Origin of the sequence: Arthrobacter sp. YAF17 (assembly GCF_052113365.1) — a bacterium.
Lineage (GTDB): Bacteria > Actinomycetota > Actinomycetes > Actinomycetales > Micrococcaceae > Arthrobacter.
In genome coordinates, this window is record NZ_JBFRDB010000008.1 from 44,025 (window position 1) to 61,004 (window position 16,980).

Here is a 16,980-nt window from a genome sequence, read left to right on the forward strand (position 1 = left end):
CGCCAGCGCAAGGGAGCTGGGAACGACGGCGGGCTCCGCACCCTGCACGCCCGCGCCTTTTCGGGAGGCGCCTATTTCAGAAAGGACCTATTTCAGGAACCGCGACGTCCGGCGGTCGGCCAGGATCTTCCCCTGGGTCTGGCAGCCCGGACAGTATTGCAGGGCCGTATCCGCAAACGACACTTCCCGAACCGTGTCACCACACACCGGGCACGCTTCGCCAGCACGGCCGTGGACCCGCATGTGGCTGCGCTTCGTGTCCTTCAGTTCGCTGGGCGGTTTCCCGCTGGCTTCCTCCACCGCGGTCCCCAGGATGTCGTGGATGGCGTCGTAGAGCCGCTGCACCGCATCCCGGTCCAGGGATTTGGCGATCGCGAACGGCGACAACCGGGCCGCGTGCAGGATCTCGTCACTGTAGGCGTTTCCGATCCCGGCGATCACGCTCTGGCTCCGCAGGACACCCTTGACCTGCTGGGAACTGGCGCCGAGAATCCCGGCCAGGGTATCGACGTCGAACCCGGGACTGAACGGGTCGGGTCCCAGTGCGGCGATGCCGGGGACATCGGACGGGTCCCGGACCACGTACACCGCGAGGCTCTTCTTCGTGCCGGCCTCAGTCAGGTCGAGACCGAGCGGGCCGGAGCTCCCGGAAAAGGACAGCCGCGCCGCCAGGTAGCCCTTGCCCATTTTTAGCGGTGTCCCGGTGGGCGCGTCGGTGAAGCGGACCCAGCCGGCCCGGGCCAGGTGGAAAACAAAATACAACCCGTCGGCTTCCAGGCTGACGAACTTCCCGAAGCGTCGCACCCCGGTCACGGTCCTGCCCTCCAGCCCGGAGAAAGGCGGATCGGCTGTTTTGAGCACCGCGAAGGAGACGATCTGGATCCTGCTGACTACCGTCCCGAGCAGGTGCCCGGCCAGATAGTCCGTCAGGGCGGCTACCTCCGGAAGTTCGGGCATGGCCGGCCTGTTTCGGCTTGTTCAGTCATCGCTTCATCATGGCAGAATCCTCCCCGGGCAGGGCCGGATATGCCTATACTTTCACCGGCGGACAGTTCACCTGACTGCCGAAGACAATGGTGATTGACCCGATGAAAGGCCCGTCATGAGCAACATTCCCGAAGAGCTGTCCTACACCGCAGAACACGAGTGGGTTTCAGCCCCGAACGCGGACGGTGTCGTGCGCGTGGGCATCACCGATTTTGCCCAGGACGCACTGGGGGACGTCGTCTACGCCCAGATGCCGGAGGCCGGCACCACAATCAAGGCAAACGACGTCGTCGGCGAGGTCGAGTCCACCAAGAGCGTCAGCGACATCTACGCCCCCGTTTCCGGCGAGGTGGTGTCCCGTAACGAGGCCCTGGACACCGATTCCGCCCTGATCAATTCAGATCCCTACGGCGAGGGCTGGCTGATGGAAATCAAGCTTGCGGAGGCCGACGCGGTCGAGTCGCTCCTCAGTGCATCTGAGTACGAACAGCAGGTAGGCTAAAGCAAAGGCCTTTTCGGGCCGGGTCGTTGGGACAGGCGTTGGGAAACCACCCGCCGGGCAACGCCCCGCCGAGGGGTTGAATCCCGGATTTGCCAAGCTTTTCCGGACGGCATGCGTTGTTTGCAGGGGGGGACACCTGCAGCGAATGGAGGAATCAATGTTTGGGCACGAACGCAACAACACCGGTGACGGTTTTGGCACGGGTGGAGTGAAGGCTTCGGAGACCACGTCGATCAACCTCACCCCGGTCCGCGATGAACCCACCATCACCCCGAAGCTTTCGGCTGAGGAGCGGACCGCCGTTGAGGCGCTGCCGTACGGCTCTGCCCTGTTGGTGGCGCACAGCGGACCCAACACCGGCGCCCGTTTCCTGCTGGACTCCGACACCACGACGGCGGGCCGGCACCCGGATGCCGACATCTTCCTCGACGACGTCACGGTGTCGCGCCGCCACGTCGAGTTCCGCCGCACGGCGCGCAGCTTCGAAGTCGTGGACACCGGCAGCCTGAACGGCACCTACGTCAACCACGACCGCGTCGACAGTGTGGAACTGAAGTCCGGCAACGAAGTGCAGATCGGAAAGTTCCGCCTTACCTTCTACCTGAGCCCTGCCCGCGCAGCAGGCAACGTCTGATTCCGGGGTAGCTGCCTGTGGCCATGGCACACGCGGAACGGCGCGGACCCCAGGTCCTGAACATCGGGGAAGTCCTGGCTCAGTTGAGCGATGAATTCCCGAGCATGACCGCGTCGAAAATCCGGTTCCTTGAGGAAAAGGGGCTGATAAACCCCCAGCGGACCCCTGCCGGCTACCGGCAGTACGCCGAGAACGACGTCGAGCGGCTGCGCTTTGTGCTGTCCCTCCAGCGGGACCAGTACCTGCCGCTAAAGGTCATCAAGGATTACCTTGATGCGATCGACCGCGGAGAACGCCCCGACAACCTGCCTCCGGGCGTCACGGTCTCGCCGCGGATTGTCTCCGAGGAACTGGCGTCCGAACTGCAGAACCGGGTTCGCCGGCTCAGCGAGGAACAGCTCCGGGCCGAATCCGGCGCGAGCGTGCCCCTGGTTGAATCGCTCCTGAGTTTCGGACTGATTGGCCATGTCAACGGAAAGTTCGATGAGAACGCCCTGCAGGTGGCACGCGCCTGCGTCCAGCTGGAGAACCACGGCCTGGAACCGCGGCACCTGCGGCCCTTCCAGGCCGCCGCCGAGCGCGAGTTCGGACTGGTGGAGCGTGCGGTGGCCACCCTGACTTCCCGCAAGGATGCCGCGTCCCACGCCCGGGCCGCCGAGGCTGCCCGGGAGATCAGCGAGCTGTGCCTGACGCTGCACCGGGCCCTGGTCCAGGACCGCATCTCGAGGATGGACATCTGATGATTGAGGTGGAGATCGTAGGCGTGCGGATTGAACTGCCGTCCAATCAGCCGCTGGTCCTGCTCAAGGAGATCTATGGGGAGCGGCACGTGCCGATCTGGATCGGCACGCCGGAGGCCAGCGCCATCGCCTTGGCCCAGCAGGGGGTCGTTCCGCCGCGCCCCATGACGCACGACCTGCTGGTCGACGTCGTCGAGTCCCTCGGCCACAGCATTGTCAGCGTCAACATTGTGGCCGTGGAGGACAACATCTTCTACGGGCAGCTCCAGTTCGAGAACGGGACCACCGTCAGTTCCCGCGCCTCCGATGCCCTGGCGCTTGCCCTTCGCGCGAAGTGCCGGATCTGGTGCGCCGACGCCGTGATGGAAGAGGCCGGCGTCCGCATCACCGAACACGACGAGGGCGAAGACACCCACCTGGGGCCCGCCGTCGACGAAGAGGGGGAACTGCGCCGTTTCCGCGAGTTCCTCGACGACGTCGAGCCTGAGGATTTCGCGGGTTGACCCTCCGCCAACGTTAAAGTCGAGGATGAAAGTTTCGACACGCCCCGGCAATACCTCGAACGTCTTTGACCTTGGGCCCCGTCGGGCCTAACGTCAGAAGTACAAGTTCCCATTGCACGCGACAGCCGCTCAGGTCACACTGGAAGGTGGAGCCCCGGCAGAATTACACGGATGAATTTTATCCATCCGTGTAATGGTTTAGCCAGGGATAGCCGGTTGTTGCTGCATTTTCCGCAGGGGAGCCAATACGAGGAGGATCCACGTGAGTCCGAAAGGCGAAGCAGGCGAGCTCAAGCAGCCCGCGACGGCTGGTGTAGCTGTGCCCGCTAGCGGTGCCCAGGGCCTGCTGTTCACCGAGGATCTCCCTGTCCTGGATGAGGACGCGGGCTACCGCGGTCCTACCGCCTGCAAAGCGGCCGGCATCACGTACCGCCAGCTGGATTACTGGGCACGCACCGGGCTGGTGGAGCCCGCCGTCCGCGGCGCCGCCGGTTCAGGTTCCCAGCGCCTCTACGGTTTCCGCGACATCCTGGTACTCAAGGTCGTCAAGCGACTCCTGGATACCGGCGTTTCGCTGCAGCAGATCCGCACCGCCGTCGAGCACCTCCGGGAGCGCGGCGTCGAGGATCTCGCCCAGATCACCCTGATGAGCGACGGCGCCAGCGTGTACGAATGCACCTCCGCGGATGAGGTCATCGACCTCGTCCAGGGCGGACAGGGTGTCTTCGGGATCGCCGTCGGCCGGGTCTGGCGGGAAGTGGAAGGCAGCCTCGCGGCGCTTCCCAGCGAACACGCCAGCGACCAGTCGTTTCCCGACGACGAACTCAGCAAGCGCCGCGCCGCCCGCAAGATCGGCTAGGCTGCGGCCCCAGGAATTCACCAACGGCGAAGGCCGCCTTCCCTAGGAAGGCGGCCTTCGCCGTGTATGCCATACTGCAGGCTTTGGTACCTGCGGGCGCCGAGCCGGACACTGCTCAGCGGTGCACGCGCTCCCGGACCGGAGCGCCGGTTTGCCCGCCGTCCGAGGCCAGCAGATTCGCCAGCAGCGCATCAAACAGGGCAGCGGCGTTCTTTGCGGACTCCCCGGGCCAGTGGTGGATGGAGTGGGCGGCACCCTGGATCTGCTGCCAGTTGGCCTGCTCCGGGATGTGCGGGGACAGCAGCAACCCCCCGAACATGGCCTCCATCTCCGAAAGCCTGAACGTGTGTTCCGCTGAACCGGTGCGCACCCGGTTGGCGACAATGCCCGCAGGGGAGAGATTTGGGGCGAATTCCTGCCGGAACAGCTGGATGGCGCGCATGGTGCGTTCCGTGCCTGCGACCGAGAAGAGCCCGGGCTCGGCGACGAGGGTGACCTTGTCACTGGCTGACCAGGCCATCCTGGTGAGTCCGTTCAGCGAGGGCGGGCAATCCACCAGGACCAGCTCGTAGTTCTGTGCGCCGGCCAGCACCGCGGAGAGCCGGCGGAGGTCGCGGCGGCCCAAGTCGGGGCGGTCGTAGATGCCGGTGTACGCGGAGCCGACGGCGACGTCAAGGACGGGTGCCGCTGTGCCGGCGGGGGCTCCGCCGTTCGCGGACGCCCGTTCCACCCAGCCGCTGGGGACCACGTTGTCGGCCAGCTTGGCCCGCCGGGGAGCCTTGAGCATCCGGCCGATGTCCAGCTGGTCTCCAGGCCGGACGCCGAGGGCCGTACTCGCATCCGCGTGGGGATCAAGATCGACGACGAGGGTGGGGATGCCGGCGGCCAGTGCCGCGGACGCCAAACCAGTGGTCACCGATGTCTTGCCGACACCGCCTTTGAGGCTGCTGATGCTGACTACTTGCACTTGAAAAACCAATACCTAACGCCGGTTGCCGGGACGGGGTCCTGCCGGCCCCTGCGTTCTCCGGAGCCGGGGCGTGCATGCGCCACCCATCTCTTCATCATATGTTGCCGCCCTGCCGAAACCCGCCTCATCCGATGCCGGGGCGGCAGATGATGGATAAGCTTCAATCGGGGCCGGAATCCGCCCCTGCCCGATGTGCCTGCCTGATGTACGTGCCTAATCCGGCATACGTGACGCCGGTCTCTGTGACGGTCGCCACAATAATTTGTGTTTGCCCGTTACGGTCTTGGACACTGTGACCAATTACCGATACACCCGCGATGATGCAGGAGAAGTATGTTTTCGAAGATATTGGTGGCCAATCGCGGCGAAATCGCGATCCGTGCCTTCCGCGCCGGCTACGAACTTGGCGCCAAGACCGTGGCCGTCTTCCCGCATGAGGACCGCAACTCCATCCACCGCCAGAAGGCCGACGAGGCATATCTGATCGGCGACGAGGGCCACCCGGTGCGCGCCTACCTCGACGTCGACGAGGTGGTCCGCGTCGCGAAGGAGGCCGGGGCCGACGCCATCTACCCCGGTTACGGCTTCCTCTCCGAAAACCCGCGCCTGGCCCGCTCCGCCGCCGCGGCAGGCATCACCTTTGTGGGCCCTCCCGCCGAAGTGCTTGAACTCGCCGGCAACAAGGTCGCAGCACTCGAAGCTGCCCGCAAGGCCGGCGTTCCGGTCCTGAAGTCGAGCCAGCCTTCGAAGGACGTCGACGAGCTCATCGCCGCCGCGGACGTGATTGGCTTCCCCATCTTCGCCAAGGCCGTCGCCGGCGGCGGCGGGCGCGGCATGCGCCGGGTAGACACGCGCGAGGCCCTGCCCGAGGCCCTGCAGGCAGCCATGCGCGAAGCCGACGCAGCCTTCGGCGACCCCACCATGTTCCTGGAGCAGGCCGTCCTTCGCCCCCGCCACATCGAAGTCCAGATCCTGGCCGACGCGGAGGGCAACGTGATGCACCTCTTCGAACGCGACTGCTCCATCCAGCGCCGCCATCAGAAGGTCATCGAGATCGCCCCCGCACCGAACCTTGACGAAGGCATCCGGCAGGCGCTGTACCGCGACGCTGTGAAGTTCGCCAAGGCACTGAACTACGTCAACGCCGGCACCGTCGAATTCCTCGTCGACACCGTGGGGGAGCGGGCCGGCCAGCACGTCTTCATCGAAATGAACCCGCGCATCCAGGTCGAGCACACCGTCACCGAGGAAGTCACCGACGTCGACCTCGTCCAGGCGCAGCTCCGCATCGCCGCCGGCGAGACCCTCGCCGACCTGGGCCTGTCCCAGGAGACGGTCCAGCTCAAGGGCGCAGCCCTGCAGTGCCGCATCACCACGGAGGACCCGGCCAACGGCTTCCGGCCCGACGTCGGCAAGATCACCGGCTACCGTTCGGCCGGCGGCGCCGGCGTGCGGCTCGACGGCGGAACCGTCTACTCCGGCGCCGAGATCAGCCCGCACTTCGACTCCATGCTGGTCAAGCTGACCTGCCGCGGCCGCGAGTACCCGGCCGCCGTGGCCCGGGCCCGCCGTGCCCTCGCCGAGTTCCGCATCCGCGGCGTCTCCACCAACATCTCCTTCCTGCAGGCCGTGCTGGACGACGCCGACTTCATCGCGGGCAACGTGGCCACCTCGTTCATTGACGAACGCCCCGAACTGCTCAAGGCCAGGGTGTCCGCGGACCGCGGCACCAAGCTGCTGACCTGGCTCGCCGACGTCACCGTGAACAAGCCCAACGGCGAGCTCACGGTCCACATCGATCCCGCCGCCAAGCTGCCCGCCGTGAACGACGCCGACGCCCAGCCGGGCTCCCGCCAGCGGCTGCTGGAGCTGGGCCCGGAAGGCTTCGCGGCTGCCCTGCGCGCGCAGGACGCGGTCGCCGTCACCGACACCACATTCCGTGACGCCCACCAGTCGCTGCTCGCCACCCGGGTCCGCACCCGCGATCTGGTGGCGGCCGGCCCAGCGGTCACCAAGCTCCTCCCGGAACTGCTCTCCGTCGAGGCGTGGGGCGGTGCCACGTACGACGTCGCCCTGCGCTTCCTCGGCGAGGATCCCTGGGACCGGCTCGCGGCGCTACGCAAGGCGCTGCCGAACGTCTGCCTGCAGATGCTCCTCCGCGGCCGCAACACGGTCGGCTACACCCCGTACCCGGAGGAAGTCACGGTGGCCTTCGTCAATGAGGCCGCCGCCACGGGCATCGACATCTTCCGCATCTTCGACGCGCTCAACGACGTCAACCAGATGGCCCCGGCCATCCGCGCCGTCCGCGAGACCGGCACGGCCGTCGCGGAAGTGGCCCTCTGCTACACCGCCGACATGCTGGACCCGGACGAGACGCTCTACACCCTGGACTACTACCTGGAGCTGGCGCAGAAGATCGTCGACGCCGGCGCGCACATCCTGGCGATCAAGGACATGGCCGGCCTGCTGCGTCCCGCCGCCGCGGCCCGGCTCGTCACGGCCCTGCGTGAACGCTTTGACCTTCCGGTGCACCTGCACACGCACGACACCGCGGGCGGGCAGCTGGCAACACTGATGGCCGCCGTCGACGCCGGCGTGGACGCCGTGGACGTGGCCTCGGCGTCGCTGGCCGGCACCACCAGCCAGGTCTCGGCCTCGGCCCTGGTCGCGGCCTTGGCTCACACGCCCCGCGACACGGGCCTCAGCCTGGCCAGTGTCTGCGCCCTGGAACCGTACTGGGAAGCGGTGCGCCGGGTCTACGCACCCTTCGAATCCGGCCTCCCGGGCCCCACCGGGCGCGTATACCAGCACGAGATCCCCGGAGGCCAGCTCTCCAACCTGCGCCAGCAGGCAATCGCACTGGGACTCGGTGAGCGCTTCGAGGCCATCGAGGACATGTACACCGCGGCGGACCGCATCCTCGGCCGGCTCGTGAAGGTCACGCCGTCCTCCAAGGTCGTCGGCGACCTCGCCCTGCACCTGGTGGGACTCAATGCCGATCCCGCGGACTTCAACGAGAATCCGCAGAAATACGACATCCCGGATTCCGTCATCGGGTTCCTGTCCGGTGAACTGGGCGATCCGCCCGGGGGCTGGCCGGAACCGTTCCGCACCAAGGCCCTGCAGGGCCGAACGGTCAAGGTCCGCGACGTTGAGCTCAGCGCCGAGGACAGCGCCGCCCTCAAGGGGGACTCCAAGACGGTGCAGCAAACCCTCAACAGACTGCTCTTCGCCGGGCCAACCAAGGACTACCAGAAGAGCGTGGAGAACTACGGCAACCTCTCGGTCCTGGACACCCGCGACTACCTCTTCGGACTGCAGCGCGGCGCCGAACACGAGATCGAGCTGGAAAAGGGCGTCAACCTGATCGCCTCGCTCGAAGCGGTCTCCGAACCGGACGAGAAGGGCATGCGCACCGTGATGTGCACGCTCAACGGGCAGTCCCGCCCGGTGGTGGTCCGCGACCGTTCCGTGGTCAGCAACGTCAAGGCCGCCGAACGCGCCGACACCTCCCAGCCGGGCCAGGTCGCGGCACCGTTCGCCGGCGCCGTCACGCTGACCGTCAAGGCCGGTGAGGCGGTCAAGGCCGGCGACACGGTCGCCACGATCGAGGCCATGAAGATGGAAGCCTCCATCACGACGCCGGTGGCCGGCACTGTCTCACGCCTCGCCGTCGGCGCGATCGAACAGGTCCAGGGCGGGGACCTGCTGCTCGTCGTGGAATAGCCGCCACGCAACGCAACACCGGACTACACAGCACAACAACGAAGAAGGGTCCTTCCGGCCGAGGCTGGATGGACCCTTCTTCTTATAGCAACGCGGGGTCAGATACCGCCCATCCGAAGCTCCCGGACCGGCGGCAAGTGACCCCGCGTTGCTGTACTGCTGTTAGACCTTGGTGGGACGCGGGGCGCCGTACATTTCCTCGATGACGTTCTCGAAGTCCTTCATCACCTGGGCGCGCTTGACCTTCATCGACGGCGTCAGGTGCCCGGAGGCTTCCGTGAAGTCGGCGGGCACGATCCGGAAGGACTTGATCGCCTCGGCCTGGGACACCGACTGGTTGGCGCCGTTGATGAGTTCCTGCACAGCGGCCTTGACCACCGCGTTGTCGGTGGCTTCGGCAAGGGTCGTCGAGGCGGGCAGGCCGTGGCGGTGCAGCCAGCCGGGCAGGGCCTCCTCGTCGAGGGTGACCAGCGCGCCGATGAAGGGGCGGTTGTCACCCACCACGAGCACCTGGGACACCAGCGCGTCGGCGCGGATCTGGTCTTCCAGCAGGGCCGGCACCACGTTCTTGCCGCTGGCAGTGACGATGATTTCCTTCTTGCGGCCCGTGATGGTCAGGAACCCCGCCTCATCGAGCTGTCCGATGTCGCCGGTGCGGAACCAGCCGTCCTCGAAGGACTCGCTGGAGAGGTCCTCACGCTTGTAATAGCCGCGCATGACGCACACGCCCTTGGCGAGGATCTCGCCGTCGTCGGCGATTTTCACGGCGTTGCCGGGAATCGGGGCGCCGACGGTGCCGATCTTGATCAGCTCCGGCGTGTTCACCGTGACGGGGGCCGTGGTCTCGGTCAGGCCGTAGCCCTCCAGGATCTGCATGCCGATGCCCTGGAAGAAGTGCCCCAGCCGCTCGCCCAGCGGGCCGCCGCCGGAGACGGCGTGCGCCACCTCGCCGCCCATGGCGGCGCGGAGCTTGCTGTAGACGAGCTTGTCGAAGAGGGTGTGCTTGAGCTTGAGGCCCAGGCCCACCTTGCCGGCCTGGCGGGCGCGGGAGAACTCGATCGCGGTGTCCGCGGCGCGGTGGAAGATGGCGCCCTTGCCACCGTCCTCCGCCTTGGTGAGGGCCGAGTTGTAGACCTTCTCGAAGACGCGTGGCACTGCGAGGATGAAGGTCGGCTTGTAGCTCTGGAGGTCCGGCAGGAGGTTCTTGATATCGGGCGTGTGCGCCACGGTCACGCCGGCGGCCACGGCGAGCACCGAGATGAACCGAGCGAACACGTGGGCGAGCGGCAGGAACATGATGGTCCTGGCCTGCTCGTGCACGATTTTGTTCAGCGAGGTGGCCAAGGCGTTTTCGGAGAGTTCAACGAAGTTGCCGTGGGTCAGCTCGCAGCCCTTCGGCCGGCCGGTGGTGCCAGAGGTGTAGATGATCGTGGCGAGGTCCGCAAGGGATGCCTGGCTGCGCCGGGCCTCGAGTTCCTCGTCGCTGACGGCCGCACCGGCGGCGCGGACCTCGTCGAGGCCGGCCCCCTCGAGCTGCCACACGTGCGCTAAGTCGGTGAGGCCTTCAGAGGTGGCGGCCTGGCGGATGATGTTCTCGTGGTGGGCGGACTCACCGAAAGCGGCGACGGCGCCGGAGTCGCCCAGGTTCCAGGCAACCTGGGAGGGGGAGGAGGTCTCGTAGATCGGCACGGAGACGGCGCCGGCGAACCAGACGGCGAAGTCAATGAGCGCCCATTCGTAGCGTGTGCGGGACATAATGCCCACCCTGTCGCCGGCGGCGACGCCGCTGGCCATCAGGCCCTTGGCGAGCAGCGAAACATCGGCCAGGAAATCGGTGGCCCGGATGTCCTGCCACTGGCCGGCGGCGTCGAGGCGGGAGAACAGGGCCGGGTTGGAGGCCTTGGCGGCCTGGCGCAGGACCAGGTCCGTGACGTTCGATTCCGGGGGGACGTTGACCAGGGGCGGGACACTGATTTCTCGCACGTTAGCTCCTTTGATATCCATAGACCCGCGAGGGGTACGACTAACACTAGTATGTCGTTCAAGGCATGTGTGTTCCACCACACCTACTGGTGAGTAACATTACCGTTTGTGGACCCCGCTGCAGCCTGACGAGCAGCGGCCGGGCAGTGGAGCCCGCCGGCCGACAGCCCGATGGTGCGGTCCGGTGGTGCGGCCCGTGCGGGGCACTCCGGCGAATAGGATGGGGAACCATGCACACACCTACACCCGGACAGCAGCCCGGCCCGTACCGCAGGACAGCAGCATGGCGCCGCAGGGCCTTTGCCGGATCTGCCGCCGGAGCAGCCGCCGGGCCGGCCGCGCCGGCCGCGCACGGGCTCCGTGAGCATCTGCGGCTGGGCCGGAAGGGCCTCGCCATCGGGGTGGACATTGGCGGCACCAAGGTGGCGGCCGGCGTCGTCGACGCGGAGGGCAGGATCCTCTCCCAGGCCAAGCGCTCCACTCCGGGCAATGACCCCCGGGCGGTCGAACAGGTCATTGTTGAGCTCGTCGAGGAGCTCGGCGCGGGCCACCGGATCTGGTCCGTCGGGATCGGCGCAGCCGGCTGGATGGACCTCGACGGCGGCACCGTGCTGTTCAGCCCGCATCTGGCGTGGCGCAACGAACCCCTCCGGGACAACCTGCAGCGCCTCCTGCGCAGGCCCGTGCTGCTGACCAACGACGCCGATGCGGCCGGCTGGGCGGAATGGCGCTTCGGCGCAGGGCAGGGCCAGAACCGCCTGGTCTGCATCACGCTCGGAACCGGAATCGGCGGTGCCATGGTGATGGACGGCCGACTGGAACGCGGACGGTTCGGTGTGGCCGGGGAATTCGGCCACCAGATCATCATGCCCGGCGGCCACCGCTGCGAGTGCGGCAACCGGGGCTGCTGGGAGCAGTACGCGTCCGGCAACGCGCTCGGCCGGGAAGCCCGGGAACTTGCCGCCGCCAACTCCCCGGTGGCCCAGGAACTGCTCAAAGCGGTCGACGGCAACGTGGAGCGCATCACCGGAGTGATAGTCACCGAGCTGGCCAAGGCCGGGGACCCGACTTCCCGGGAGCTGCTCGAGGATGTCGGCGAGTGGCTCGGACTTGGCCTGGCCAACCTCGCGGCCGCGCTGGATCCGGGCAAGTTCGTGATCGGCGGCGGACTCTGCGATGCCGGCGAACTGCTGGTCGGCCCGGCCCGGAAGGCCTTCGCCCGGAACCTGACCGGCCGCGGCTTCCGGCCCGCGGCGGAAATCGAGCTGGCGGCCCTTGGCCCGAACGCGGGCCTGATTGGTGCTGCGGACCTGTCCCGGGTCAGCAGCCGCATGCACAGCTAGGCGAGTTAGAGGCGCGCGCCGTCGTCGTGCTCGTCTTTTTCGCCCGGCAGCTTCATGATCAGGAAGACCACCGACGCCGCGAAGGCTGCCACCATGCCGAGGATGGCCAGCAGCGGGGCGGAGCGCCAGAACATTGCAGACATCAGGAGCGCTACGGGACCGCCCACCGCCCCCAGCCAGGCCAGCACGGTCATCGGGTCGGCCCCGGCGAGGCTGGGCGGTTCCTCCGGCACGAACTCGCCGGCGATGAACGGGTCATCGTCATCGGCGTCAAAGTCCCGCGGCCCGGGGGCAGCCTGCCGGCCATCCGCCCCGGCCGCGTTGGCTGCGGCCCTCCCCGCCGCCTGGCTCTGCGCCAGCCGCTCCGCGGCGGAGAGTTCGACCGGCGCCTTGGCGGCAAGGCCCAGCGGGTCGAAGTCGCTGAAGGGCCGTGGCGCTGAAGGGCTGTCGATGTGCGGGCCGTCCGTCGGGGATGCCTCTGGGTGCGCCACGCCGTCCCCGCCGGCGTTGTCGTCCTTGCCGTCCGGGGCTTCCCGGATTTCCGGAGTCCCCGGGCCTGCGGCCGGTTCCCTTCCCTCCAGCCTCGCGACCAGGTCAAGCCAGACCGCGTCGTCCTGGTGGGCACGGGAATCCGATGAATCGGGGTCGGGAGAGTTGGAGTCCGGTCTAGTCATCTGCCGTGTCCTTCTGGCTGGCGCGGGCAGCGTCCGGAGTGCTTCCCGGGGCCAGCGACCGGATGAATTCGGCCGAGCCACGGAAGATTTCGGGCGCATCGTTGTCCATCGTAGCGACGTGGTAGCTGTTTTCGAGCCGGATCACCTCCAGCGGGGCGTGGGTCAGTCCGCGGCGCAGTGCCCGCATGCTCGAGTCGGAGACCACATGGTCCACCGCGGACCGGTAGACCCGCACCGGCGCGGTGACCCGGGGGAGCAGCCGCACGGTGTCCTTGAACATCTTGTTCAGCTCGTGCGCGGCGGCGACCGGCGTCCGGGCATAGGCGCCCTCGTCGATGCCCTCCTTCAGGATGTCGTTGGCGATCGCGGGGGTGCTCCTGACCACGAATTTGAGGAGGCCCGCCAACGGTGCCCGGGGATCGTCGATGACGAGTCCGGGATTGACCACCACGACGCCGGCGACCGGACGGTTGGCGGCGATCCGCAGCGCCAGCGCCCCGCCCATGGACAGGCCTGCCACGATCACCTGGTCGCATTCCCCGGCGAGTTCGAGGTAGGCGGCGTCAATCGCCGCGTGCCAGGCCTGCCAGCGCGTCCGGGCAAGATCCTGCCAGCTGGTGCCGTGCCCGGGCAGCAGCGGCATCCGCACGGCGTAGCCCGCGTCGGCCAGCGATGTGGCCCAGTCCCTGACGCCGTTTGGGCTGCCGGTGAAGCCATGCGAGACCACGACGCCGGTGCGGGGCCCGGTGCCGGTGAAAGGGCTGCTGAACGGCGTGTGGTCCGGGGGGAGTGTCATGGGGTCTCCGGGGTTGTGGCGGGCCGGCCCGGCGAGGGCGCGGAGGCTGCGTGCTGCAGGAAGAACTGGACGGACTGCCCGAAGATCAGGGGAGCATCGACGTCGAGCGTGGCAACATGGCCGCTGTCCGGCAAACCGACCACGTCCAGCTCCCGCGACCCGAGCCGCTTCCGCAGCAGCTCCATTGAGGACGGCGGAACCACGATGTCGGTCGCGGATTTGAAGACCAGCGCCGGAGCGGTGACGGCCGGCAGGTCGCGCAGCGCAGCCTTGAAGAGCCGGCTTAGCTGGTGCACGGCCTCCAGCGGGGTGAGCGAGTAGTCACCGTCCTCGGTGGTGACGGGCGCCGGGTTCGGCTCCTGGACCGGAACCGTGGTGCGCTGGACGTGCTTCAGCAGGCCGATGTAGCGCACCCGGCGGTCGTAGAAGCTCAGTCCCGGGTTGACGACGGCGACGCCGGCGACGTGGTGGCGGGCCGCGGTGCGCAGGGCGATCGTCCCGCCCATGGAGAGCCCCGCCACGTAGCAGTACCGGGTCTTTGCGGCGAGTTCTAGATAGCAGTCCTCGAAGGCCCGGTACCAGTCCTGCCAGCCGTGGCGGGCCAGGTCGCGCCAGTCCGTGCCGTGGCCGGGGAGCAGCGGGACGGACACGGCAAAGCCCTGCCGGGCCAGGTGCTCGGCCCACGGAAGGACACTCAGGGGGCTGCCGGTGAAGCCGTGGCAGATGGCCACACCGATGCCCGCGTTGCCGCCGTGGCCGGGATAACTGAACGCTGCGGGCGCCAGGGGAGTACTGCTTCCGGTCATGTGCCCATCGTGTCACTGTTCCCGATAAAACTCACTAGAGTAGGGTGTCATTGAAGTCCTGGCCGGGTCCGATGCAGGGCCGGCCAGACGCCTTCCGGAGAGGTACACCACGTGTTTTATTGGTTCATGAAGACCTTCGTTCTGGGGCCGGTGCTGAAGACGCTTTTCAGGCCCTGGGTCAAGGGCCTGGACAACGTTCCCGCCGAGGGCGCCGCCATTCTGGCATCCAACCACCTCTCCTTCTCCGACTCCATCTTTATGCCGCTCATGGTGCCCCGTCCGGTCGTGTTCCTCGCGAAATCGGAGTACTTCACCGGCAAGGGGATCAAAGGCAAGCTGACGGCCACCTTCTTCCGGCTCACCAACCAGCTGCCGATGGACCGCTCCGGCGGGGCGGCATCGGCCCTCTCGCTCAACGCCGGCATGGACGTGCTGAAGAACGGCTCGCTCCTGGGCATCTACCCCGAAGGCACCCGCAGCCCGGACTCCCGGCTGTACCGCGGCAAAGTGGGGGTGGCGCGGCTGGCCCTGCAGGCCCGCGTCCCCGTGATTCCGGTCGCTATGATCGGCACCGACAAGGTCCAGCCGATCGGCAAACGGATGCCCAACATCCGCCGGATCGGGATGATCTTCGGCGAGCCGCTGGACTTCAGCCGGTACTACGGCATGGAGGACGACCGGCTGATCCAGCGCTCCGTGACCGACGAGATCATGTATGAACTGATGCGGGTCTCCGGCCAGGAATACGTCGACGAGTACGCCGCCGTCGTCAAGCTCCGGCTCGCCGGCAAGGCCACGGAACTTCCGGAGGACGGCGCGGCCGGCTCCGGCCCGGCCGCGCCCGGAACTGTCTGACCGAAGCGTGTGACGGTTCCGGCGCAGTCAATGACGCCGCGGGGCCGACGATCGCCGCGGGGGCAACTATCCTTAGAAGGTGACTGAGCTATCTGCGCCTTCGGCCTCCCCCCTGAACAGTTCCCTGAGCGACCCGCCCCCGGCGGGGTCCGCACTGACCAGCACCGCACTGACCAGCACCGCCCAGAGCGGTGCGGCGAACTATCCCGGCCTGGACCACTGGCGGGAGCTTCCTGCCTCCCAGCAGCCGAATTGGTCGGATAAGTCCGTCTTCGAATCCTCGGTCAAGGAACTTTCCGTCCTCCCGCCGCTCGTCTTCGCCGGCGAAGTGGACATCCTGCGCGAACGGCTCGCCGCCGCCGCACAGGGAAAGGCGTTCCTGCTCCAAGGCGGCGACTGTGCCGAAACCTTCGAGGCCGCGACGGCGGACAAGATCAGCGCCCGCGTCCGCACGATCCTGCAGATGGCGGTGGTCCTCACCTACGGCGCGGCGATGCCCGTCATCAAGATGGGCCGCATGGCCGGGCAGTTCGCCAAGCCGCGTTCCTCCAACGACGAGACCCGCGAAGGCGTCACGCTGCCGGCCTACCGCGGCGACATCGTCAACGGCTACGACTTCACGCCGGAATCCCGCGCGCACGACGCCGGCCGGATGCTCAAGGCGTACCACACCTCCGCTTCCACACTGAACCTGATCCGCGCGTTCACCCAGGGCGGCTTCGCTGACCTCCGGCTCGTCCACCAGTGGAACAAGGGCTTCACCGAAAACCCCGCCCACGCACGCTACGAATCGCTGGCACGGGACATCGACCGCGCCATCAAGTTCATGGCGTCCTGCGGCGCGGACTTCGAGGCGCTCAAGCGGGTGGAGTTCTACGCCAGCCACGAAGCCCTGCTGCTCGACTACGAACGGGCCCTGACCCGGATCGACTCGCGCACCGGCTTCCCGTACGACACGTCCGCGCACTTCCTGTGGATCGGTGAGCGCACGCGCGAACTGGACCACGCCCATGTCGATTTCCTCTCACGGGTGCGCAACCCGATCGGCGTCAAGCTGGGGCCGGGCACCAGCGGCGACGACGCGCTGCGCCTGATCGACAAGCTGGATCCGGACCGCGAGCCCGGCCGCCTGACCTTCATCACCCGGATGGGCGCGGGCAACATCCGCGAGAAGCTGCCCCCGATTGTGGAGCGCGTCACCGCGTCCGGCGCCCAGGTCCTCTGGGTGACCGACCCCATGCACGGCAACACGGTCACGTCGCCGAACGGCTACAAGACCCGGAACTTCGACGACGTCATTGATGAGGTGCGCGGCTTCTTCGAGGTCCACCATGCGCTCGGCACCGTCCCCGGTGGCCTGCACGTCGAGATGACCGGCGACGACGTGGCCGAGTGCCTTGGCGGCGCGGATCCCGTGGACCAGGAGGCGTTCCTGGACCGCTACGAATCGGTCTGCGATCCCCGGCTGAACCACATGCAGTCTCTCGAGATGGCTTTCCTGGTGGCAGGGGCCCTGTCCAAGCGCTAAAGACTGGCCCGCCCATCAAACAGCTCCGCCCCGGCTGATGCAGCCGGGGCGGAGCTGTTTGTCAGTGGTGA

The 16,980-nt window shown here is 67.5% G+C and carries 15 protein-coding genes; 9 read left to right on the forward strand and 6 right to left on the reverse strand.

The features are described 5' to 3' along the window. Positions 1-87: 87 nt before the first annotated feature. Complete coding sequence (locus tag AB4Y67_RS08410) at positions 88-957, reverse strand: Fpg/Nei family DNA glycosylase (RefSeq protein WP_441405327.1); 870 nt, start codon at positions 955-957, stop codon at positions 88-90. Between the two features lie 145 nt (positions 958-1,102). On the opposite strand from AB4Y67_RS08410, the gene gcvH reads away from it, so the two are divergent. The 5 genes from gcvH (at position 1,103) to AB4Y67_RS08435 (ending at position 4,225) form a co-directional block, all read left to right on the forward strand. Beyond that, the gene (gene gcvH / locus AB4Y67_RS08415) at positions 1,103-1,489 is read left to right on the forward strand and encodes a glycine cleavage system protein GcvH (protein WP_441405328.1); all 387 of its coding nucleotides are present in this window, start codon (positions 1,103-1,105) and stop codon (positions 1,487-1,489) included. Between the two features lie 157 nt (positions 1,490-1,646). Further along, positions 1,647-2,123, forward strand: coding sequence for an FHA domain-containing protein (locus AB4Y67_RS08420; RefSeq protein WP_441405329.1), 477 nt, complete (start codon positions 1,647-1,649; stop codon positions 2,121-2,123). A 23-nt stretch (positions 2,124-2,146) separates the two neighbouring features. Then, positions 2,147-2,863, forward strand: coding sequence for a transcriptional regulator FtsR (ftsR, locus tag AB4Y67_RS08425; protein ID WP_441405330.1), 717 nt, complete (start codon positions 2,147-2,149; stop codon positions 2,861-2,863). Further along, positions 2,863-3,366: a bifunctional nuclease family protein gene (locus AB4Y67_RS08430; RefSeq protein WP_441405331.1), complete on the forward strand. Its 504-nt coding sequence runs from the start codon at positions 2,863-2,865 to the stop codon at positions 3,364-3,366. The genes ftsR and AB4Y67_RS08430 overlap by 1 nt, the downstream gene beginning before the upstream one ends. Positions 3,367-3,628: 262 nt before the next feature. Next, positions 3,629-4,225 (forward strand): MerR family transcriptional regulator, encoded by a 597-nt coding sequence (locus tag AB4Y67_RS08435; protein WP_346924652.1) that lies wholly within the window; start codon positions 3,629-3,631, stop codon positions 4,223-4,225. 115 nt (positions 4,226-4,340) lie between these two features. Here the strand turns inward: AB4Y67_RS08435 and AB4Y67_RS08440 are convergent, their stop codons facing one another. After that, entirely contained in the window at positions 4,341-5,192 is an 852-nt protein-coding gene (locus AB4Y67_RS08440) for a ParA family protein (protein ID WP_441405332.1), read from the reverse strand. A gap of 336 nt (positions 5,193-5,528) precedes the next feature. Between AB4Y67_RS08440 and AB4Y67_RS08445 the strand changes: the two genes are divergently transcribed. Then, the gene (locus AB4Y67_RS08445) at positions 5,529-8,924 is read left to right on the forward strand and encodes a pyruvate carboxylase (protein WP_441405333.1); all 3,396 of its coding nucleotides are present in this window, start codon (positions 5,529-5,531) and stop codon (positions 8,922-8,924) included. A 162-nt stretch (positions 8,925-9,086) separates the two neighbouring features. Here the strand turns inward: AB4Y67_RS08445 and AB4Y67_RS08450 are convergent, their stop codons facing one another. Next, positions 9,087-10,907, reverse strand: coding sequence for an AMP-dependent synthetase/ligase (locus AB4Y67_RS08450; RefSeq protein ID WP_441405334.1), 1,821 nt, complete (start codon positions 10,905-10,907; stop codon positions 9,087-9,089). A gap of 230 nt (positions 10,908-11,137) precedes the next feature. Here AB4Y67_RS08450 and AB4Y67_RS08455 point away from each other — a divergent pair, with 230 nt between their 5' ends. After that, complete coding sequence (locus tag AB4Y67_RS08455) at positions 11,138-12,250, forward strand: ROK family glucokinase (RefSeq protein ID WP_441405335.1); 1,113 nt, start codon at positions 11,138-11,140, stop codon at positions 12,248-12,250. 5 nt (positions 12,251-12,255) lie between these two features. Here AB4Y67_RS08455 and AB4Y67_RS08460 read toward each other — a convergent pair whose 3' ends face one another. Genes AB4Y67_RS08460 through AB4Y67_RS08470 form a run of 3 tightly spaced genes read right to left on the reverse strand, consistent with a single transcriptional unit; the run spans position 12,256 to position 14,526 of the window. Next, positions 12,256-12,924, reverse strand: coding sequence for a hypothetical protein (locus tag AB4Y67_RS08460; RefSeq protein WP_441405336.1), 669 nt, complete (start codon positions 12,922-12,924; stop codon positions 12,256-12,258). Continuing rightward, positions 12,917-13,720, reverse strand: coding sequence for an alpha/beta hydrolase (locus AB4Y67_RS08465; protein WP_441405337.1), 804 nt, complete (start codon positions 13,718-13,720; stop codon positions 12,917-12,919). The genes AB4Y67_RS08460 and AB4Y67_RS08465 overlap by 8 nt, the downstream gene beginning before the upstream one ends. Then, positions 13,717-14,526, reverse strand: a complete 810-nt coding sequence (locus tag AB4Y67_RS08470; protein WP_441405338.1) for an alpha/beta hydrolase — start codon at positions 14,524-14,526, stop codon at positions 13,717-13,719. Before AB4Y67_RS08470 ends, AB4Y67_RS08465 begins: the two co-directional genes overlap by 4 nt. Before the next feature lie 111 nt (positions 14,527-14,637). Between AB4Y67_RS08470 and AB4Y67_RS08475 the strand changes: the two genes are divergently transcribed. Together AB4Y67_RS08475 and AB4Y67_RS08480 are read left to right on the forward strand one after the other, a co-directional pair. Then, the gene (locus AB4Y67_RS08475) at positions 14,638-15,381 is read left to right on the forward strand and encodes a lysophospholipid acyltransferase family protein (protein WP_441405339.1); all 744 of its coding nucleotides are present in this window, start codon (positions 14,638-14,640) and stop codon (positions 15,379-15,381) included. 124 nt (positions 15,382-15,505) lie between these two features. Next, the gene (locus AB4Y67_RS08480; protein WP_441405391.1) at positions 15,506-16,909 is read left to right on the forward strand and encodes a class II 3-deoxy-7-phosphoheptulonate synthase; all 1,404 of its coding nucleotides are present in this window, start codon (positions 15,506-15,508) and stop codon (positions 16,907-16,909) included. Positions 16,910-16,980: the final 71 nt, after the last annotated feature.